Below are 19242 nucleotides of genomic sequence, written 5' to 3' on the forward strand. Positions count from 1 at the left end.
TTCCTTAGATGTTGAGAAGCTTCTCGACGTTGCCGTGGGCGATCTTCTCGCGGTCGGCAGTCTCGAGGGGTGCGGAGGCGAGGTAGGTCGTCGCCTTCTCGCTGGGGGCGAAGGGATGATCGACCGAGAACATGATGCGGTCGACTCCGAACGCGTTGATCGCGCAGAGCAGGGGGATGTCGGAGTTGTAGCCCGACGTGGTGAGATACAGGTTGCGGCGGAGCGTTTCGGCGACGCTCAGCGAATGGCCGGTGACAACCGGGCTCAGCATGTCCTCGATGCGGTCGATGTGGAACGGCAGCCCTTCGCCCATGTGCCCGACGATGATCTTCAGCTCGGGCAGCTCTTCGAATACTCCCTGGGCTACCATCCGGAGCACGTGCATCGCCGTCTCCGAGTGCCAGCCCCAGCCCGAGGTCGACAGGCAGGCGCCCACCTCGGGAGTCAGACCCGAGTAGTAGGTGCTGACGATGTCGGCGGGCGGCGGGGCCGGGTGCAGGTACAGGGGAACATCCAAACGCGCTGCAGCCTCGAGCACAGGGCGAACCGAGGGGTCGTCGAGGAAGACCCCGTTCGTCTGGCCGTGGATCATGGCCCCGAGGAAGCCCAGTTCTTCGACACACCTCGTCAGTTCATCGGCGGCCCCCGACGGGTCGCTCATGGGCAGTGCGGCGAAGGCCTTGAACCGGTCTGGCGTCGTCGCCACGATCTCGGCCAGACGGTCGTTGATCCTGTGGTTGACGTCGACCGCGCGGCTGGGCTCGAGACCCTGGACGAAGTAGCTGAGGGCCGACAGCACCTGCACGTCGATGCCGGCGTCATCCATGACCCGCAGTCGCGCCTCGCCCACCTCGTCGAGTTCGGCGGCGCGCTTGCCGGCGCGGAGCCCCAGGTCGACGCCGGCCGCCTCGATGATGTCGCGCGGCAGCATGTGCTCTTCGAGAGCGATGATCTTCATACGAGCGCCCCTTCGGCGTGGCTTTCGGTTGCTTCTGCGGGACTGCCGGAGAAACCACGCAGGGCAGACTGCAGTACCCCGCTCCAATCGGGAGCGTCATCGCCGACCCACGCTATGTGCTGGTCGGGTCTCACCAGCACGACACCCGGATCGTCCGACTCGAGGTGGTGCATCGGAATGGCGTGCTGCAGAGCTTCGGCCAGGAGCGGTGCGACCGCATCGGCGGTACCGATGACCGTGAACCACTCACCGAGCAGATCGTAGATCGGGCGACCGCCGATGAACCGGTGCGGCAGCCTGTTCCCCGCCTCGGTCTTCGGCACGTAGAGGGCCGGCGTGGGCGCCTGATCCTTCGAGGTGGGGCCGTAGCCGTAGCCGAGCACCAGCCCGGAACTCAGGAACTCCGGTGACTTCAGCGCTTGGATGACCGGTCCGAACTCGTCTCGCGCGCTCTCGAAGGCCGTTCCTGACGCCATCAGGAGGGGGTTGCTGAGGTCGATCGACAGCGAAGCCATGTTCGATGCCGCCAACTCGATCGTCTGGGTCTCGATGGGTCGGCGCTCCAGGCCGTAGCTGTCGAGCAGTTCGTCGGGTGCCCACCCGCCGATCACGGCGGCGAGCTTCCAGCCGAGATTCACCGCATCCCCCACACCCGTGTTGAATCCATGCCCGCCCCAGGGCGGGTTCTGATGGGCCGCGTCGCCGACGATGAAGAGCCGGCCCGTGCGGTACGTGTCTGCAAGCAGCATCCGTGCCTGCCAGGGATCGGTGGCGAGCACTTCGACATCCACCTCGGCACCGATGAGGGAACGCACGATCCGCACTGCATGCGCAGCGTCGTCGACGTGGGTCGTTCCCGTCGAGATCGCCCAATACGTGCCCGAGTGATCGAGCGGCCCCACGACCCCGGGCGAATCGGGGTTCAGAACCCAGTAGTGAATCGACGGTTCATGCGGGATGAGGCCGGCCAGCTCTCTCGAGCGGAACGTGATGTTGACGTTGGGTCGCCCCGCCACCGAACCCTCGTAGCGGGCCCGCATTGCCGCACGCACAGGACTGCGGGGCCCATCCGCACCGACGACCCAGAGAGCGGAGAGGATGCGGCGCTCACCGCTCTCGTTCTCGATGACGACCCGAGCGTGTTGCGGCCCGTCGGTCACCTCGACCGCGCGCCAGCCGAGAAGGAGCTCGGCCCCCCGCTTTTCGGTGAGATCGGCACGTAGCACCTCCTCGACGAGCGGCTGGGTCACCTGCTGGGCCGGCTCAGGCGAGAGCTCCGGGCCGGCATCGAGGCCCAGGCATCCATCGACATGGGTTATCTCGCGCCCCGTGACGGTCTGCACGAAGGTGACACGCTGCGACCACTCCCTGGTCAATGGTGCGACCTCGCGGAGGCGGTCGGCGATGCCCCATCGGCGGAAGTGCTCCATGGTCCGTACAGACGTGGTCTTGGCCCGGGGGCGAGAGTGGTCGACGACGGCACGGGGTTCGACCACGGTCGCCGCCACACCGTGGAAGCTCAGCTCTTCGGCCAGCGCCAACCCGACGGGGCCGCCGCCGATGATCAGAACGGGCGCGACATCTTCGGTCATGGTGAAACTCCTGAGCTGAGGCGGTCTTCTTCGACAGAACCGATAGTGCCCCACCGCCCAGCAGAACGTTGCCGAGACTTTCAATGGATGGCATTATCACGACATGACCACAGCTCCCCGACGCGGCGGGCGCCCCGCTTCAGGCGAACCACTCCTCGACCGCGCCTTTCGTCTGCTGGATGCCTTCACGGACGAAGAGACGACACTCACTCTCACGAAACTGAGTGAGCGAGCCGGCATCCCCCTCAGCTCCACCCTGCGACTCGCCCAACACCTCGCCCGGCTCGGAGCACTCGAACGCCAGGCCGACGGCACGTTCACCATCGGTCTGCGCCTGCTCGAGTACGCGGCCCTGGCCCCGCGCGGGCACGGCCTGCGCGCCATTGCCCTGCCCTACATGGAAGATCTTCATCGCGCGACCCGGCAGCATGTGCAGCTCGCCGTTCGTGAGAACGATGAGGCCGTCATCGTCGAGCGGCTCTCCGCTCCCGGTGCCGGCAAGGTGCTCTACCACGTCGGCGGCCGCGTGCCGCTGCACGGCACCGGTCTCGGCCACATCCTGCTCGCCCACAGTCGCCCCGAGTTCCAGGAGTCGTATCTGAGACGCGAACTCTTCCTCGAACCGGAACACACCCGCATGACCGCCGCGACGCTGCAGACACAACTCGACTCTGTTCGAACAACGGGCGTCGCCTACATGTCACGGCTGCTGCCCGAACCGGCAGCGTCTGTCGCTGCACCCATCTTCGATCGTGCGGGCGCCTGCGCTGCAGCGATCTCGGTGCTCGGCGCAGACGGCTCCCTCGACACCCGGATGCTCGAACCTGCCGTCGTCGCCATCGCTCGCGCGATCTCACGCGACCTGAAGCGCAGCGGGCGGTAGCCCGACGACTTCCAACCATTGGGATGTTTTTGCGGGCAGCCGGATGCGCTCCGGTACACATGACGCAGTCAGACGCGGCACTTCCGTCTGATTCTCAAGGAGGAGAACCCATGACTGCGAACCGCAACCGTCGACGCCCGATCATCCGGCCCGTGTTCCACCACACGACCTTCGCAACACTGAAGCTCGACGAGATGGTCGACTTCTATGAAGCCATCGCCGGACTCGAGCCGGTCTACCACGGCTCGGAGGGCGCCTGGCTCACCAACGACGAGGCCAACCACCGGATCGCCCTGCTCGCGCTTCCCGACCTCAAGGAAGCCATCGACAAGGGACACACCGTCGGCCTCCACCACACCGCCTTCGAGTACGGCGACTTCCACGTCTGGCTCGACAACTACGAGCGGCTTGCGGAACGTGACATCCGGCCCTTCGTCTGCCTCGACCACGGTATGACGATGTCGATGTACTACCAGGACCCCGAAGGCAACGGGGTGGAGATCCAGTTCGACACCTTCGGCAGCTGGAACAAATCGAAAGAGTGGATGTGGGAGTCGGAGGAGTTCAGCCTGAACCCCGTGGGAAGGTTCTTCGATCCCGACCAGATCGTGGCTGCGCGCAGAGAGGGTCTCGAGGGTGAGGAGATCCATCGCCGCGCACGAAACGACGAGTACGTTCCCGCCGTGATCCCGGAGGTTCACCTTCCCGACCTCTGGTAGCCGAAACCCTCCGGTCGCCGAACCCAGCCCAGCAGACCAACCGATCCAGAAAGCAGCAATCGTGCGCATCGCAAATCTCTCCGGCCGCCTCGTCATCGTCGAGGGCGACCACGCCCTCGACGTCGAGCGAGCAAGTTCCGGAGCATTCTCCTCCGACCCGCAGGGCGTCTACGCCCGCTGGGAGGAGTTCGTCGGCTGGGCGACGTCGCAGGATGCCTCGTCGGGCGAGCCTTTCGAGGCCTCGGCACTCGGCGCGGCCATTCCGCGGCCGGCCCAGGTGTTCGCCATCGGCCTCAACTACGCCTCCCACGCCGACGAATCGGGCTTCGAGGCACCGAAAGACCCGGTTGTCTTCACGAAGTTCGTCTCGAGCTTCGCCGGCCCCGACATCGACGTCGAGCTGCCCGGCGACACGGTCGACTGGGAGGCCGAACTCGTCGCGGTCATCGGAACGGGCGGAACCGACATCTCCGAAGACGACGCGTGGAGTCACATCGCCGGCTTGTCGGTCGGACAGGACCTGAGCGATCGCACGGTGCAGTTCTGGGGCCACCCGCCGCAGTTCAGCCTCGGAAAATCCCGAACGGGTTTCTCGCCAGTCGGGCCCAGCGTCGTCACACTCGACGAGATCGACACGCTCGCCGACCGAAGCGACCTGTCGGTTCGGTGCACCCTGACCCGCGCCGACGGCTCGACCGAGGTTCTGCAGAACGGCAGAACCCGCGACATGATCTTCTCGATTCCGACGCTGGTCGCCCGGCTCTCAGCGGTGCTCGAGCTGCTGCCGGGAGACGTGATCTTCACCGGCACCCCGGCCGGAGTCGGTCACGGGCGGACGCCGCGCCTGTACCTCCGGGCCGGCGACGTGCTGACCACGGAGATCGAGGCCGTCGGCACGATCGTCCAACGCTTCGCTGGCCGCCCCTGACCGACTGGCAGGCACCCTCGTCTTGTGCCAGGTCGCCAATCGTGCGGTCGCACCTTGGATCCAGCGCCCTAGCGCGAAACCTGCCGCACCGCGGAGAGTCGGTAACGCCGCCTCATCGAACTGTGTCGAGGCGGAGATCCTGTCATCGAAACGAGGCCGCGTGTGAAGATCATCACTCTCGAAGAACACTTTCTGAATCTCGACATCGCTCGGGCGAGTGCGGCCAACTCGGCAGAGCTGACGCCATGGTTCACCGAAGCGTTCGATTCGGCTCTCGGCGCACCACACTCGCCGAGTGCCGAGGTGCTGCTCGACGTGGATGCCGCGCGCATCGCCGACATGGATGCCAACGGCATCACGACCCAGGTGCTCTCTGTTCTCACAGCCCAGCTCCTGCCCGCCGACGTGGCCGTCGACCTGGTGAAGGGGTCGAATGACTGGCTGGCTGGCACAGTGAACCGGCATCCGGGCCGCTATGCCGGTTTCGCCGCACTGCCCACCATTGTTCCCGAAGCCGCGGCCGACGAGCTCGAGCGCGCGGTCACCGAGCTCGGGTTCGTGGGCACCATGATCAACGGTCGCACCGAGGACCTCTTTCTCGACGATCCGCGATTCGACCCGATCCTCGAGCGGGCGGCGCAACTCGGGACGCCGATCTACCTGCACCCCGCCGCGCCGCCGCTTGCGACCACGGAGTCGAACTACGCGGGTCTCGGAAACCTGGTCACGACACGGTTCCAGACCGTCGCCTGGGGTTGGCACCAGGAAACCGCCGTGCACTTCCTGCATCTTGTTCTGTCGGGAACTTTCGACCGGTGCCCGAAGCTGCAGTTCATTCTCGGGCACTGGGGGGAGATGATTCCGTTCTTCCTCGAACGTCTCGACGAAGCAATGCCGAAGAAGACCACAGGGCTCGACCGGACGATGAGCGAGTACGTGCGCGAGAACATGCACATCACGCCGAGCGGCATGTTCTCTCAGGCGCAGCTCCGATTCTGCATCGACCTCGTCGGGGTGGATCGGATCATGTATGCCGTCGACTACCCGTTCGTCTCGCAACGCGGTGCCGCCGATTTCCTCGAGCAGGCCGACCTCTCGGTCGACGACAGGGAGAAGATCGCGCACCGAAATGCCGAGACACTGCTGGGCCTGACCTGACTCCCCCTTATCAGCCGGGCAGCCCGCCGATCACGGGACGCGCTTCCCGGCGAGCCAGACACCGCTGATGTCTCCGATGTCAGCGATGTTCGTGGTGGGGTCGCCGTGCACGAGCAGGAGGTCAGCGACGCTGCCCGGGCGAATCACGCCGCGACCCTCGAAACCGAACAGTTCTGCGCTACGCGAAGTGGCTGCGCGCAGAGCTTCGGTGGGGCTGAGGCCGGCATTGACCAGAAGAGCGAGTTCGTCGCGGGCGCCTGAGCTGTGGGCGACGGCTGCCGGAGCTCCCGGCGCGCTGTTCGCGTCGCTTCCGACGACGATGGTCGCGCCTGCTTCGTGAATCGCCGTGACGAAGGCCTTCGCGTTGCCATAGGCCGGCGGAACGGCCCGTCGCTCTGCGGTGGTCCGCATCATGATGAGGGTCGGCACCACAACGATCCCGTCGCGCACGATCCGCGCAATCGTTTCACCACCCACGGCCCCGTCGAGCGGTGCGTGGGTGAGAATGTCGACGCCGATCTCGACCGCCAGGTCGATTGCACCGACAGAACTCGCGTGGGCGATCGCGCGAAGGCCGGCCGCGTGGGCGGCCTCCACCGCCGCGCGCGCAGCGTCGGGCTCCGGGCCTCCGCGTCCCTCTGCCTCGAGCACGAGTTTGATGTAGTCCACTCCCTGTGCGACACGAGCCGCAACCACTCGTCGCGCGGCCTCGGGTGAGTCGATGACGGCTTCGCCGAGACCGGGCATGTGCGAGTGTGGCCCCGCCGGCCCGATCAGGGGTGCCCCGGGCGTGGTGAACTGCAGGCCACCGCTCACGGAACGGAGTTGTTCGACGTGCTCGGGCGGCCAGCTGGCCATGTCTGCCGCACTGGTGACTCCCCCAGCGAGCAGCGCGGGAAAGTCGGCCGGCTGCAGAAAGTGCACGTGACCGTCGATCAGTCCGGGTGCCAGTGTTCGGCCCGTGGCTTCGACGACGTCGCCGAGGGGAGCGACCGAACCCGCCGCATCCACAGAAACGACGGCAGCGTCTTCGATGCGAACGTCGTAGCGTCCCGGCAACAGCTCGAGACCGTCGAACAGAGCGGCGTCGGTGATCGTGAAGCTCATGCGTGTTCCTCCGTCAGCCACGCGGTGGCGGCGACTTTCATCTCGCGCTCGGCAGCGCTGCCCTGTGTCGCAAATGTACCTGTCACGGGAAATCCGCCGTGGTGGAGGATGTATGCGAGCGCGGCGTATTCGATCGGATGCGCCGCGACCAGCTCCGCGTCGATGCGCACCGGTCCGGCGGGAAACGTGAACGATGCAAAATCGTAGATGCTCCGACGGTCGGCGATGCGCCACTGGCCGTTCTCCTTCTCGAGCCGGTCGACGAACCGCGAATGGGTCTGCGAGCCGAGCGTGAGCGACGCGCTCTCGGCGACGATGATCGCGTTGGTCTCGCTGAGCGCCCGTCGGCCGTCTTCGGAGAAGCGGATGACCGGCGAAGCGATCAGGTGTTTGGTTCTGATGTCGGATGAACCCATGCGCTCGGACGCGTCGACGAAGTCTGACGCCGATCCGCGGAACCAGGTGATCTCGATCCGGGCCGCCGGGGTGAAGAGGTCTCGAAGCTGGTTCCACTCGCCGAGATCACGGCGGATCCAGCCTGACATGAGATCAGCGATCGCTTGTCTGTCATTCGTGCTTTCGTTCATGACTCCAGCATGCTCGGCCATCGCATATCGGTCCAGTCGATTGATACGATGAATACATCGGCCAGAACGATGGGAGACCAGCACATGGAGCTGCGACACTTGCGCTACTTCATTGCAGTGGCCGAGGAGCAGAACTTCGGGCGCGCGGCTTCCCGGCTCTTCATCAGCCAGTCCACCCTGAGCGAGCAGATCCGGTCGCTCGAGAACGAGGTCGGAGGCCCGCTGCTGCTTCGCACCAGTCGGCGAGTGGAGTTGACCGAGGTCGGCGATCTGCTGCTGCCGGAGGCCCGTCGGGCGCTTGCACAGACCGATCACGCCCTGCAGACCGTGCGCGCATCGCTGGCCGGCGATCTCGGATCGATCAGAGTCGGATTCTCGGGCGTCGCCGCCCTCGGGGGGCTTCTTGGCGGCGATCTCCGCACCTTCCGGATGGCACACCCGCTGGTGGAGATCTCACTGCTCGAGGCCGCGCCCGCTGTTCTCTCCGACCACCTCGTCGCGGGTGTGATCGACGTCGCCTATTCCCCGGATCTGGGCGACGTCGAGGGTATCGTCGCCCGGAGCGCAACGAGGATCAGCCCGATCGTCGCCGTGCCCCACGATCATCCCTTCGCCGGCGCAGAGTCGGTGAGTCTCGCCGACCTCGTCGACCAACCCCTGATCGCGTTCGCCTCGGAGCATGACGCGTGGGCGGTCGACCTGCTGGCCGAGGTGTCGCCCGAGCGCCTCCGCTCAGCGTCGAGCACTCTCGGCGTGCTCGCGCTCGTCTCGGCCGGTTCCGGCGTAGCGGTGGTCCCGAGCGTGCTCGAGTGCGTGGCGATGCCGGGTGTCGCCTACGCGCCGCTCACGGGTGCGGCCCTGATCGCCCTCGTGATTGCGAGTCGAAGCGGGGAGACGGCCGGAACGGTGCGTGAACTGCTGCGAATCAGCGCAGAACGATCAGCAGGCTGAGTCGACCGGAGTGGCGCCGTTCACGCGATCACATCGAGCGTTGCGCGGATGATGCTGTCGACGTCGATGCCGTGGTACCTGTAGACGTCGGTCACGTCACCCGCCTGCCCGAAGTGGCTCACGCCGAGGTTGCGCATGGGCACCCTGTTGATGCCGCCGAGAAAAGCGAGGGTGTGCGGATGCCCGTCGAGCACCGTCACCATCGGGGCGGCCTTCTCGCGAGGGAACAGCACGTCGAGGATCCATGTCTCGGCATGCTGCTCCTGCCCCTTTCTGCCCTGCAGCGCCTCGTAGAGCAGGCCGGGGCTGGTGAGGCAGACCACCTCGGCCCGGATGCCCTGCGCGAGCAGGCGGTCAGCGGCGGCCAGGGCATCCGGAACCATCGCCCCCATCGTGACGATGGTGGCATCCGGATGCTCGGCGGAACGCAGCACATACCCGCCGGCCACGACCTGCCGACGCCGACGTTCGCGAGCCGCCGGGTCTTCGGGCACTCCAGCCAGCTGCTGGTCGACCGGCTTGGTCGAGAGTCTCAGATAGGCGGAGGTACCGTCCGGCCGGCCGAGGCGGCCGAGGCTCGCCAGCAACGTCCATTCGGCGTCGATGGCGAAAGCAGGTTCGTAGCTGATGCAGCCCGGCTGCTCGATGCCGATCGACGGGGTCTTGATCGACTGGTGTGCCCCGCCCTCCGGGGCGAGGGTCACCCCCGAGGGTGTGCCGACCAGAATCGACTGGCCACCGGCGTAGATACCGTACGACCACGGTTCGAGAGCACGCTCGACGAACGGGTCGTAGAGCACGCCGATGGGGAACAGCGGCTGGCTCCAGCGACTCCAGGTGGCGCCCAGCTCGCCGAGCAGGCTCACCAGGTTCACCTCGGCGATACCCAGCTCGATGTGCTGGCCCGTCGGCTTCTCGCGCCAGTGCATGATCGTCTCATCGTCGTCGCTGAACCAGTCCTGGCGCTCGTTCACGCTCCACACGCCGACCTTGTTCAGCCAGCCCGCGAGGTTCGTACTCGACGAGACGTCGGGGCTGACGGTGACGACGGCGGCTGCAGCGGCCGGCGCCGCGCGCGTCAGGTCGAGCAGCGCGCGCCCGAGGGCGGCCTGCGTCGTCGCAGTGCCCGACGGGGTGCGGCCGAAATCGGTCGGCACGGCCGGCGGCTCCACGATCGGGTAGGGCTCGCGCTCGAGGCGGGCAGCGGTCTGCGCGCAGAGGCGACCCGCGGCAGAGACCGGATCGAACCGGGCGAAGGGCGAATCCGGATTCTCGCCGAGTTCAGCGCCGAGCGTGTTGAACTGGTCGACTGTCAGCAGCGAGGAGTGGTTCTGCGGGTGGCCTTCGGTGGGCAGACGGTTGCCCTTGATCGTGTACGCGATGATCACGGTCGGGCGGGTGTCGTCGATCTGCCCGTAGGCCGCGCGCAGCGACTCGAGGTCGTGGCCCCCGAGGTTGCGGATGGCGCGCAGGAGGGTGTCGTCGTCGAGCGTGCCGATCAGCGCGGCGATGGTGCCCCCGTCGTCGCCCGCGCCGGGCAGTCGGTCGCGCACCTGCTCGGCCGTGCACCGCAGCAAGCGCTGGTATTCAGGGTTCGACATGTCGACGATGCGGCGGCGCAGCGCGTCTCCCCCGGGCCTGGCCATGATGCTCTCGAGCAGGTGACCGAATCGCACCGTGATCACCTGCCAGCCGGCCGCGTCGAACATCCGCTCGATCTTGCCGGCAGCGATGTTCGGCACCACCCGGTCGAGAGACTGCCGGTTGAGGTCGACGATCCACACGATCTCGCCCAGTTCGGCGGTTCCCGAATCGAGTACCGCCTCCCACACGGCGCCTTCGTCGAGCTCAGCATCGCCGACCAGCGAATACTGCCTGCCCATGCTCGGCGTGCCGCTGACCTTGCCCGCGTAGCGCCGCGACACCGCACCCCAGATCGGGGCCGTGGCACCGATGCCGACAGAGCCCGTCGAGTAGTCGACGGGGTCGGGGTCCTTCGCGCGGCTCGGATAGCTCTGCAGGCCGCCGAACTCGCGGAGCGTGGTCAGGTACTTCTCGTCGAGACTGCCGAGCAGGTAGTTGATGCCGTGCAGGATCGGAGACGCATGCGGCTTGACCGAGACGCGGTCTTCGGCTCGCAGCTGCCCGAACCACAGTGAGGTCATGATGGTGGCCATCGACGCGCTCGAGGCCTGGTGCCCGCCGACCTTGATTCCGGATGCGTTCACGCGCACCCTGTTGGCGTGATGGATGATCGCGGTCGACAACCACAGCACCCGCTGCTCCACCTCGGCCAGGATGGCAAGGCCTTCGTCGGAGTACCGCGGGGCGAAGGCCGCCGCCGGGTCCTGCCCGAACGCGTCGACCGTGCGCACCGGCCCAGTGCCGGGCTGATCGTCGGCCGAGACCGGCTGATCGCTGATGCCGTGCTGCTCGGCGAGGGGGATCTGATTCATCGGTGAACATCCTTGTTGTGGTTCGCGTGCGCAAATCGTCGTCCAAGTCGACCACCAGAGCTTTGCCTGCGCAAGAGGCGTGTGCAATGATGCGCATAATGCTCAAATCGAATGCTCTGCACAGCCGCACAGGAGGCACAATGAACAAGCGCCCCACCGCCGACCCGGTCGACGCAGCACTCCTCCTCGCCCTCACGACGGCTCCGGATGCCACAACCGTCGCCCTCTCCGAGCAGACCGGCCTCGCGCGGAACACCGTGCGTGCGCGCCAGACCCGTTACGAACAAGACCAGACGCTGCGATCGTTCGAACGGCGGATCGATCCAGCGTTCCTCGGGTACCCGCTCAGCGCCTTCGTCGTCACGACCGTGAAACAGCGCAGGCTCGCCGAAGTCGGTGAAGCTCTCCGCGCGATTCCCGAAGTCCTCGAAGTCCAGGGGCTGTCGGGCGTCGCCGACCTGCTCATCCAGGTGGTGGCACGCGACGCAGACGATCTCTACCGCATTGCCGGCGCCATCCTGAACATCGACGGCGTCAAGCGCACCACGACCGGGCTGGTCATGCGCGATCTGGTGCCGTACCGCGTCGCACCCCTCGTGGAGCGTGTCGCGGCGAGCGCCCGGCGCTAGCCGGTCGGACTCGACACGACACGACACGACAACGGTTCGCTACCTCGTCGAAACGACCGCCTCGTAGGCGGCCCGCACCTTCGGAACGAGCTCCAGCGCGGCACTGCGGTCGAGGCGCTCACCTCGCAGGTTCACGATGTTGCCGCCCCGGCGTTCCGGCGGCACATCCTCGCCCCGGGCAGCGACGAGCACGTGGAAGTGCGCGTACGACTCACCGAAGTTCATGGCGTAGGTCGCACGAGCTCCCGTAGCGTCCGCCACGGCGCCGGTGAGGTCTTTGAGGTGCTGGCCGAGCGAGTCGAGTTCGGCCTGCGTGAGTTCGTGCCAGCCGAGAGCGTGCCGGCGAACACGCAGAAAGAACCAGCCGGGTACTTCGTAGCCGGTGGGCAGTTCGCATGACCAGAGGTCGTCGCGGAACACGACCGAATTCTCATCGACCCTCTCGAGCGAGCAGATCAGGCAGTGCTCGATGTCGACGACGGTGTGATCGGGAAAGCGGTGAACCGACGTGGTGTCGCTCATCGCGCTGCCACGACCGTACGCAGCGTGCCGATTCCCTGGATGGTCGTCTCGAGCAGATCGCCCGGCGCGAGATACTCCTTGGGAGTACGGCCCCAGCCGACCCCTGACGGAGTGCCGGTGAAGATGATGTCGCCGGCCTTCAGCAGCACGCGCGCGGAGAGGTACGAGATCAGCGTCGGCACATCGAAGATGAGGTGTCTCGTGTTCGACGACTGTTTGGTCTCGCCGTTGAGCGTGAACGAGATGTCGAGTTCGAGCGCGTCGGTGTCGAACTCGTCGACGGACACCAGCCACGGCCCGATCGGACCGAACCCCGGTGCCGATTTGCCGAGCCCGAACTGCGGATTCGCGCCGCCCTCGAACTGCACGACGCGGTCGCTGATGTCCTGCCCCACGGTGAGCCCTGCCACCACCGACCATGCGTCTTCTCTCGCCACATCGAAGCAGTCGACGCCGATGACGACGACGAGCTCCGCCTCCCAGTCGACCGTCTCAGACGCGATCCCGAGAACCGCCCCAGCACCGACGATCGAGCTTCCGAACTTCGGGAACACCAGCGGAGTGGCCGGCAGTTCCATCCCCGACTCCGCAGAGTGATCGGCGTAGTTCAGCCCGATGCCGAAGGCCTGTCCGGGAGCGGGCTGAGGCAGCTCGAACAACGACGGATCAACCTCAGGATGCCCGGCCGGATCGATGCCGCGGGCGGCGAGTTCTGTCAGCCCACTCCACTGGGAGAAGATCTCCGACGGGGCTTCCGAGAGCGAGCCACCGCTGGCCTCTGCAACATCGACGACGTGACCGTCGATGATCAGGCTCGTGCGGGAGTTGACGACGGCAACCTTCATGATGCTCCAATGTCTCGCTATTCGCTATGCTATAGCGCCATGCTCGCACAGTTCGGGAGGGCCGACAACCGCCGTCGCCACGATCTGGGGATCTAACTCGTCGAGCGCTGGTCCTTCATCCGTTCGAGGTACTCGATGCGTTCGCTGATCTTGGCCCGGTTCGTCGTGAGGTGGTCGTGCAGCTCGCGGTGCAGGCCGGGGCCGTCGCCTTCGAGCACCCGCTGGAGCAGCACATCGTGCCGATGGTACCGACGCTGCCGCTCCTCGGAACTGATACGAGTCGGGTCGAAGACGAGGTGCGAATACCGGTCGGTCGCCACCCACAGTGTGCCGAGCATCCGCAGATCCCACTCCGTTGCCGTCGGCGCGACCAGTGCCGCATGAAAGCCGTGGTGGGCCTCCCAGGCGGTCTCGGGGTCTTCGGCCCGACTGAGTTCCAGCAGCTCCCGCAGTCGGGCCAGCTGCTCGGGGGTGTGGTGCGGTACGGATTCCGCGGCGATCTGGGGCTCGATCCTCAGCCGCAGAGCGTAGATCGACTCCATGTCGTGCGTCGAGAGTGACGCCACGGCCGCGCTCCTCGCCTGCTTCAGGACGACCAGCCCCTGGTTCTCGAGCCGTCGCAGGGCCTCCCGGATCGGGATGTGACTCACGCCCAGCTGGCGTGCCAGATCACGGATCGAGAACTGCTCCCCCGCAGGCAGCGCTCCCGTGAGGATGGAACGCCGGATCTCCGCCGTCACAAGATCGACGGCGGAGCTGTTCTGGGGAGCCACCGATCTGACTGCCGGCTCAAAGGTCATGACGAAACGCTCCTACCATTCGTGATCGTTAGATATAGCGTATAGAGTCGGTGCCGAAAGCATAACTTGCGGTGTACGGAAGTCAACGATGACAAGCACGAACGAATTTCATCCGCTTCACTCGCTCGGCGCCGATCTGCCCTGGTTGGCCAGGCTCGCGCCCGAACACCCCAGCTCTGCGGTGGTCTCGGCGAGCAGTCGCGCACACTTCACCAGGGCGGTGCGCCTCGTCGGCCGTGGTCCGGTCGACTGGGCGGTCGAGGTCGGCTATCACGTGACCCAGCGCATCAGCAGGGACATTCCCGCGTTCGACGAGGGCGACGATTCGTTCGAAGTCCTGCGCATGGCGACCGAATCCACGACCATCCAGCTGCTGCTCGCACTGAGCGGGGCCGATGTCGGCGAGGCGAGCACCACCGAAGCGGTCGACTGCGTGACCGACTTCGTCCGACGCGGCATCAGCCTCGACGAGACCCTGCGTGGCATCCATGTCGACCATTCAGTGATGGCGGGCGCCTTCCTGGCCGCCTGCGAGAAACTCGGCGACCCCGCGGATCGCCTCGCGCAGATCCAAGTGGTCTCCGAGCGCATGTTCTCCTTCTTCGACGTCTTCGCGGCGCAGATGGCCGAGGTCTACCTCAGCGAGACGGCGCGGCACTCGACGAGCGACGTCGCAGCGACCATCCAGCTCGTCAGTGAACTCCTCCGCAGTGACGGCCCGGACGATGGACACATCGCGAAACGCCTCGGATACAAGCTGGGCACTCAACACGTCGCGCTGATCGTCTGGTCGTCATCGCTCGCACGGGATGCCGACCAGCTCGAGTTGGGGCACACCGCCACCCAGCTGCTTCGAACACTCCACCCGACGCAGAAGCTGGTGCTGCCGGTGGGCGTCGGCCGGGTCTGGGGCTGGGCGAGTCCCTCAGGAAGCGCCGATGAACGGATTGCGGAGATGATGGGCGTGCGGCTCCCCGACGGCGTCCGCGCGGTCGTCGGTCACGCTGCATCCGGAATCGACGGCTTCAGACGCTCGCACCGCGAAGCCGAAGCGGCCTTCTCCCTGCTTCAGACGATGGAAGCCCCCTCCCACCTGGTGCGGTATTCAGACGTCGATCTGCTCTCGCTGATCATGGCCGACCGCGAACGAGCACTCGAATTCTCCCGGCGGGAGCTCGGTGAGCTCGGCGCTCGGAATCAGTACGCGAGCGAACTACGCGCAACCGTGGCGGCGTTCATCGAGACACAGGGCAGCCCGCATGCTGCCGCGGTGCAACTGAATGTGTCGCGCAACACCGTCTCGTACCGTATCCGGCGGGCCGAGGAGCTCCTGGGTCGAGACATCGCCGAGCGCCGCGCGCAACTGCACGCGGCGCTCATGGTGATGTCGGTACTGACCGACTGACTGTCGATCGCCGGCTGACTGTCGATCGCCGGCCGAGGCTGGCGACTCCCTAGATGAGAGGAGTGATCTGCTCCTTCACGCCCAGCAGCACGCGGCCGTAGGTCTCGCTGGAGATGCCGGGACTGACGACGGCATGACGCGACGCCGTGTTCAGATCACGCCAATAGCGCTGAAGCGGGCTCACCTCGGCGAATCCCCCCGCACCCTGCACCGACATCAACAGGTCGACGGCTTCACGAGTCCTGCGGGCGATGTATCCCGTGTCCATCCGGGCCCGACCGCGCTCGAGCAACGTCAGGTAGACGCCGTCGCGGGCGGCCTGGTCGATGTTGTCGGCGCACCGTGCCATGTGCAACATCGCCGTGTCGACCAGCTCGGCGGCCTCGGCCATGGAGATCTGCGTCGAACCGGCATTGATCGAGTTGTCGTAGAACGTGTAGGCGATGCCCTTGCCCTTCGCCAGCGAGCCGAGCACGTAGTCGAGCGCTCCACGTGCCATTCCCGTCATGGCGCCGGCCAGCACGATCGACAGCGTCGACACGAACGCCGAGCGATACAGCACCTCCTCGGTGTGCTCCGTTCCGTAGTCCCCTTCGATCGCCTTGCTGATCGAGATGATGCGGTGATCGGGAACGAAGACATCCGTGGCCACGAGAGTATTGCTCCCGGTGCCGCGCATTCCTGCGACATACCAGGTGTCATCGATGGTCAGGTCGGTCATGGGCACCAGGGCGAGGCCCTGATCGATCTGTGCACCCTGGTCGTCGACGATCGGCAGTCCGACCAGCGCCCACTGCGAGTGGAGGCTACCGGAGGCGAACCCCCACGATCCCGTGATCCGCAGGCCGCCGTCCTCGAAGGAGGCGGTCGCCGTGGGCGTCAGAACGCCGCAGACCCGAGCGTCGGGATTGTCTCCCCAGACGTCGTTCTGGGCACGCTCGGGAAAGGTACCGGTCATCCAGGCGCACACATTGATCAGCGTCGTGACCCAGCCAGTGGCGCCGTCAGCCCGGGCGATCAAGGAGTTGATCTCGACGAAGTCGCGCACCGACACCTCGTTGCCGCCGAGCCGTTTCGGTTGCGCGAGCCTGAACAGCCCGGCCTCGGTCAGCGCCTCGATCACCGGTTCCGCAACGCGGCGGTTCTGCTCTGTCTCGTTCGCATGAGCCGTGATCAGGTCGGCAAGGCCGACAGCGCGTTCCTTGAGCGTTCTGGCATCAGCCGCCGTCTCAGCAAGACCGGTTTCCGGATTCGCATCGAGAATCGTCATTGACGTACTCCTTCATCTCTTCATTGAGTGGATCGGGTTCTTCGCGCCAGTTGTCGGGCGTGTGACTCAGTCTCGCCGCGCTCCCAGCCGAGGTCTTGTGCCAGCTCGCCAATCTTCGGGGTGCGACTTGGTCCCGGCGCCCTAGCGCACACCATGCCCTAAGGCGCAGAGTCGGTGACGCCCCTTGCAACGACGCACGAAAGGACATTCCATGACGATTGCGAATCGCACAGACATCACGCCGCGCGAGCTGCGTGACACGCTCGGACACTACGCCTCGGGCGTGACGATCATCACCGGGCACGACTCCGACGGGCCCATTGGATTCACCTGCCAGTCGTTCTACAGTGTTTCGATGGAGCCCCCGCTGGTCTCGTTCAGTGTGATGACGACCTCGACGACATACCCGCGCATACGGCGGACGGGCACGTTCGGGGTCAACGTGCTCGCCCACTCCCAGCACGAGCTCTCCAATCAGTTCGCGCGCAAGGGCACGGACAAGTGGAGTGGAGTGCAGTATTCGCCGAGCCCCTCAGGCAACCCTCTCATCGAAGGCACACAGATGTGGGTCGACTGCGAACTCCGCGAAGAGTATGTCGCTGGCGACCACGTCATCGTGGTGGGCGAGGTTGTCGCCCTCAGCCCAGCGGACTGGCACCTGGGCGAGCCATTGCTCTTCTTCAGGGGAACCTATCGGCGCCTGAACGATCACATCGGTTAAACGGCGCGCTTGTACAATCGGGCGCGCAACGATATAGCATAGCGAATAGCTCAACCACAGAAGGAGACAATGATGTCAGGCAACAAGGCCACCGGGCGACCCATCAACCCGCCGAAACTGCACCACACCACGTTCACCACGATGCAACTCGACAACATGGTGGCATGGTACGAGCTCGCCGTCGGCCTCATCCCCGCCTTCCACAACGATGAAGCCGCGTGGCTCACCAACGACGAGGCCAACCACCGCATCGCGTTCCTGTCGCCTCCCGGGCTGAAGAAGCCCGTCGACAAAAGCCACGAGACGGGCATCCACCACACCGCATTCGAGTACGCGACCTTCGACGAGTGGCTCGACAACTACATCCGGCTCCGCAACCACGGCATCCTGCCGTTCCTGACGCTCGACCACGGCATCACCATGTCGATCTACTACCAGGACCCCGACGGCAACGGCGTCGAGATCCAGGTCGATGCGTTCGGTGACTGGGCCGCATCGAAGCAGTGGATCTCCTCGGCGCTGGAGTTCGCCGCGAACCCGATCGGCACGTACTTCGATCCGGAGAAGCTGGTCGCCGCACGGGAGGCCGGACTCACTTTCGAACAGATCCACGCCAACGCCCGGGCGGGCGAATACGTGCCCGACACGATTCCGGCCGACATCTTCCTGCCGGAACTGTACTGACCGTGCATCCGGCCACCGCAACAGGGCTGCGCATCGGCGCTAGGATCCTCACCGGTTCGACGTACGCGATTCTCGGGGCTGACGCCTTCCGCACGCCGGGTGGCCGGGTGGCGCAGGCCGGCTCGACCATTGCCGCCCTGCGCCGGGTGGTGCCGATGCCGGCCGACGACGAAGTTGTCGTCAAGGCGAACGCGGCCGTGCAGACCCTCGCGGGAGCGGCCCTCGCCTTCGGCGTCGTGCCGCGCGTCGCGGCCATCGCACTGGTGGCGTCGCTCGTGCCCACGACGATTGCCGGGCACGGCTTCTGGGCGATCGAAGATCCTGCGGCGCGCAAGCTGCAGCGCGTGCAGTTCCACAAGAACCTCGCGATGATCGGCGGGCTCCTTTTCGCCGTGCTCGACGGAGGCCGACGCTAGAGGCGTCAACGTGGGACTCGTCCGCGGGAGGGCCGAAATGCGTTCGCGTGATCCCCCACCAGAGCGACGGCGGTTCACAGCGGGCATCCACCGTTCACCCGGGAATGTCGGGCAGAGTGAGGGGATGTTCCGACGCCACCCCGTACTCACCGCCTTCACTCTGGCGTACCTCGGGCTGGTCGCGTGGATCACGCTCGGGCCGCAGCCTCTGGATGATCGGGCGGAGGGTCTGCTCTATCGGGTGCTCCGCGTGTTCGGCCGTCACGCCTCGACCGACTGGATCACCTACGACCGGGTCGAGTTCGCTGCGAACATCGCGATGTTCGTGCCCGTCGGGCTGTTCCTGCTGCTTCTTTTCGGGCGCCGACAGTGGTGGCTCGCCATCGTTCTCGGGTTCCTGATGACAGTCGCGATCGAGCTGGCGCAGACGGGGATCCCGGGTCGGGTGAGCGACATCCGCGACGTGGTGTCGAACACGTCGGGTGCCACCCTCGGGGTGCTGGTGGGGCTCGTACTCACGGCCGGCGCTGCGCGGCGGATCCGCCGGGCGAGGGCACGGAGCAGCGCGCGGGCCCAGACGATCACGGGCTGAGCGGTCAGCCGCGCAGGAT

Annotated in this window: 20 protein-coding genes; 11 read left to right on the forward strand and 9 right to left on the reverse strand. The window is 66.1% G+C overall.

What is annotated here, in order from left to right:
- Nucleotides 1–4: 4 nt before the first annotated feature.
- Together FB464_RS08460 and FB464_RS08465 are read right to left on the reverse strand one after the other, a co-directional pair.
- On the reverse strand, nucleotides 5–958 hold the full coding sequence (locus FB464_RS08460; RefSeq protein ID WP_116414254.1) for an amidohydrolase family protein: 954 nt from the start codon (nucleotides 956–958) through the stop codon (nucleotides 5–7).
- Nucleotides 955–2550, reverse strand: a complete 1596-nt coding sequence (locus FB464_RS08465) for an FAD-dependent monooxygenase (protein ID WP_116414253.1) — start codon at nucleotides 2548–2550, stop codon at nucleotides 955–957. Before FB464_RS08465 ends, FB464_RS08460 begins: the two co-directional genes overlap by 4 nt.
- Nucleotides 2551–2653: 103 nt before the next feature.
- Between FB464_RS08465 and FB464_RS08470 the strand changes: the two genes are divergently transcribed.
- The 4 genes from FB464_RS08470 (at nucleotide 2654) to FB464_RS08485 (ending at nucleotide 6238) form a co-directional block, all read left to right on the forward strand.
- The gene (locus FB464_RS08470; RefSeq protein ID WP_116414252.1) at nucleotides 2654–3433 is read left to right on the forward strand and encodes an IclR family transcriptional regulator; all 780 of its coding nucleotides are present in this window, start codon (nucleotides 2654–2656) and stop codon (nucleotides 3431–3433) included.
- A gap of 110 nt (nucleotides 3434–3543) precedes the next feature.
- The gene (locus tag FB464_RS08475; RefSeq protein ID WP_116414251.1) at nucleotides 3544–4152 is read left to right on the forward strand and encodes a VOC family protein; all 609 of its coding nucleotides are present in this window, start codon (nucleotides 3544–3546) and stop codon (nucleotides 4150–4152) included.
- A 61-nt stretch (nucleotides 4153–4213) separates the two neighbouring features.
- Nucleotides 4214–5080 (forward strand): fumarylacetoacetate hydrolase family protein, encoded by an 867-nt coding sequence (locus FB464_RS08480; protein ID WP_116414250.1) that lies wholly within the window; start codon nucleotides 4214–4216, stop codon nucleotides 5078–5080.
- 162 nt (nucleotides 5081–5242) lie between these two features.
- Nucleotides 5243–6238 (forward strand): amidohydrolase family protein, encoded by a 996-nt coding sequence (locus FB464_RS08485; protein ID WP_116414249.1) that lies wholly within the window; start codon nucleotides 5243–5245, stop codon nucleotides 6236–6238.
- Between the two features lie 30 nt (nucleotides 6239–6268).
- On the opposite strand, the gene FB464_RS08490 is transcribed toward FB464_RS08485, so the two are convergent.
- Together FB464_RS08490 and FB464_RS08495 are read right to left on the reverse strand one after the other, a co-directional pair.
- Complete coding sequence (locus tag FB464_RS08490) at nucleotides 6269–7345, reverse strand: amidohydrolase family protein (protein WP_116414248.1); 1077 nt, start codon at nucleotides 7343–7345, stop codon at nucleotides 6269–6271.
- Nucleotides 7342–8031, reverse strand: coding sequence for a nuclear transport factor 2 family protein (locus FB464_RS08495; RefSeq protein WP_211327338.1), 690 nt, complete (start codon nucleotides 8029–8031; stop codon nucleotides 7342–7344). Before FB464_RS08495 ends, FB464_RS08490 begins: the two co-directional genes overlap by 4 nt.
- Between FB464_RS08495 and FB464_RS08500 the strand changes: the two genes are divergently transcribed.
- Complete coding sequence (locus FB464_RS08500; protein WP_170151883.1) at nucleotides 8017–8883, forward strand: LysR substrate-binding domain-containing protein; 867 nt, start codon at nucleotides 8017–8019, stop codon at nucleotides 8881–8883. The two genes, FB464_RS08495 and FB464_RS08500, sit on opposite strands and share 15 nt — an antisense overlap.
- Before the next feature lie 20 nt (nucleotides 8884–8903).
- Here the strand turns inward: FB464_RS08500 and FB464_RS08505 are convergent, their stop codons facing one another.
- Nucleotides 8904–11339 carry a transketolase-like TK C-terminal-containing protein gene (locus FB464_RS08505; protein WP_116414245.1) on the reverse strand — a complete coding sequence of 812 codons (2436 nt, stop codon included), beginning with the start codon at nucleotides 11337–11339 and terminating at the stop codon, nucleotides 8904–8906.
- A 140-nt stretch (nucleotides 11340–11479) separates the two neighbouring features.
- Between FB464_RS08505 and FB464_RS08510 the strand changes: the two genes are divergently transcribed.
- Nucleotides 11480–11968: an Lrp/AsnC family transcriptional regulator gene (locus tag FB464_RS08510; RefSeq protein ID WP_116414244.1), complete on the forward strand. Its 489-nt coding sequence runs from the start codon at nucleotides 11480–11482 to the stop codon at nucleotides 11966–11968.
- A gap of 39 nt (nucleotides 11969–12007) precedes the next feature.
- Here FB464_RS08510 and FB464_RS08515 read toward each other — a convergent pair whose 3' ends face one another.
- The 3 genes from FB464_RS08515 to FB464_RS08525 form a co-directional block, all read right to left on the reverse strand.
- Entirely contained in the window at nucleotides 12008–12490 is a 483-nt protein-coding gene (locus FB464_RS08515) for an HIT family protein (RefSeq protein ID WP_211327336.1), read from the reverse strand.
- A complete protein-coding gene (locus FB464_RS08520; protein WP_116414243.1) occupies nucleotides 12487–13335 on the reverse strand; it encodes a fumarylacetoacetate hydrolase family protein in 849 nt (282 codons plus the stop codon). Before FB464_RS08520 ends, FB464_RS08515 begins: the two co-directional genes overlap by 4 nt.
- Nucleotides 13336–13427: 92 nt before the next feature.
- Entirely contained in the window at nucleotides 13428–14135 is a 708-nt protein-coding gene (locus tag FB464_RS08525; protein WP_116414242.1) for a GntR family transcriptional regulator, read from the reverse strand.
- An 88-nt stretch (nucleotides 14136–14223) separates the two neighbouring features.
- On the opposite strand from FB464_RS08525, the gene FB464_RS08530 reads away from it, so the two are divergent.
- A complete protein-coding gene (locus tag FB464_RS08530; RefSeq protein WP_116414241.1) occupies nucleotides 14224–15540 on the forward strand; it encodes a PucR family transcriptional regulator in 1317 nt (438 codons plus the stop codon).
- A 49-nt stretch (nucleotides 15541–15589) separates the two neighbouring features.
- On the opposite strand, the gene FB464_RS08535 is transcribed toward FB464_RS08530, so the two are convergent.
- Complete coding sequence (locus FB464_RS08535; RefSeq protein WP_116414240.1) at nucleotides 15590–16810, reverse strand: acyl-CoA dehydrogenase family protein; 1221 nt, start codon at nucleotides 16808–16810, stop codon at nucleotides 15590–15592.
- A 211-nt stretch (nucleotides 16811–17021) separates the two neighbouring features.
- On the opposite strand from FB464_RS08535, the gene FB464_RS08540 reads away from it, so the two are divergent.
- The 4 genes from FB464_RS08540 (at nucleotide 17022) to FB464_RS08555 (ending at nucleotide 19223) form a co-directional block, all read left to right on the forward strand.
- On the forward strand, nucleotides 17022–17531 hold the full coding sequence (locus FB464_RS08540; protein WP_116414239.1) for a flavin reductase family protein: 510 nt from the start codon (nucleotides 17022–17024) through the stop codon (nucleotides 17529–17531).
- Nucleotides 17532–17603: 72 nt separating this feature from the next.
- Nucleotides 17604–18215, forward strand: coding sequence for a VOC family protein (locus tag FB464_RS08545; RefSeq protein WP_116416506.1), 612 nt, complete (start codon nucleotides 17604–17606; stop codon nucleotides 18213–18215).
- Nucleotides 18216–18217: 2 nt separating this feature from the next.
- A complete protein-coding gene (locus tag FB464_RS08550; protein ID WP_211327334.1) occupies nucleotides 18218–18631 on the forward strand; it encodes a DoxX family protein in 414 nt (137 codons plus the stop codon).
- Between the two features lie 124 nt (nucleotides 18632–18755).
- Entirely contained in the window at nucleotides 18756–19223 is a 468-nt protein-coding gene (locus FB464_RS08555) for a VanZ family protein (RefSeq protein WP_116414238.1), read from the forward strand.
- Nucleotides 19224–19242: the final 19 nt, after the last annotated feature.

Source organism: Subtercola boreus (assembly GCF_006716115.1).
Classification (GTDB): domain Bacteria; phylum Actinomycetota; class Actinomycetes; order Actinomycetales; family Microbacteriaceae; genus Subtercola; species Subtercola boreus.

Coding starts and splice junctions, on each gene's coding strand:
- FB464_RS08460 (WP_116414254.1), bottom strand. CDS start 958: ATGAAGATCATCGCTCTCGAAGAGCACATGCTGCCGCGCGACATCATC.
- FB464_RS08465 (WP_116414253.1), bottom strand. CDS start 2,550: ATGACCGAAGATGTCGCGCCCGTTCTGATCATCGGCGGCGGCCCCGTC.
- FB464_RS08470 (WP_116414252.1), top strand. CDS start 2,654: ATGACCACAGCTCCCCGACGCGGCGGGCGCCCCGCTTCAGGCGAACCA.
- FB464_RS08475 (WP_116414251.1), top strand. CDS start 3,544: ATGACTGCGAACCGCAACCGTCGACGCCCGATCATCCGGCCCGTGTTC.
- FB464_RS08490 (WP_116414248.1), bottom strand. CDS start 7,345: ATGAGCTTCACGATCACCGACGCCGCTCTGTTCGACGGTCTCGAGCTG.
- FB464_RS08500 (WP_170151883.1), top strand. CDS start 8,017: ATGGAGCTGCGACACTTGCGCTACTTCATTGCAGTGGCCGAGGAGCAG.
- FB464_RS08505 (WP_116414245.1), bottom strand. CDS start 11,339: ATGAATCAGATCCCCCTCGCCGAGCAGCACGGCATCAGCGATCAGCCG.
- FB464_RS08510 (WP_116414244.1), top strand. CDS start 11,480: ATGAACAAGCGCCCCACCGCCGACCCGGTCGACGCAGCACTCCTCCTC.
- FB464_RS08515 (WP_211327336.1), bottom strand. CDS start 12,490: ATGAGCGACACCACGTCGGTTCACCGCTTTCCCGATCACACCGTCGTC.
- FB464_RS08520 (WP_116414243.1), bottom strand. CDS start 13,335: ATGAAGGTTGCCGTCGTCAACTCCCGCACGAGCCTGATCATCGACGGT.
- FB464_RS08525 (WP_116414242.1), bottom strand. CDS start 14,135: ATGACCTTTGAGCCGGCAGTCAGATCGGTGGCTCCCCAGAACAGCTCC.
- FB464_RS08530 (WP_116414241.1), top strand. CDS start 14,224: ATGACAAGCACGAACGAATTTCATCCGCTTCACTCGCTCGGCGCCGAT.
- FB464_RS08535 (WP_116414240.1), bottom strand. CDS start 16,810: ATGACGATTCTCGATGCGAATCCGGAAACCGGTCTTGCTGAGACGGCG.
- FB464_RS08540 (WP_116414239.1), top strand. CDS start 17,022: ATGACGATTGCGAATCGCACAGACATCACGCCGCGCGAGCTGCGTGAC.
- FB464_RS08545 (WP_116416506.1), top strand. CDS start 17,604: ATGTCAGGCAACAAGGCCACCGGGCGACCCATCAACCCGCCGAAACTG.
- FB464_RS08555 (WP_116414238.1), top strand. CDS start 18,756: ATGTTCCGACGCCACCCCGTACTCACCGCCTTCACTCTGGCGTACCTC.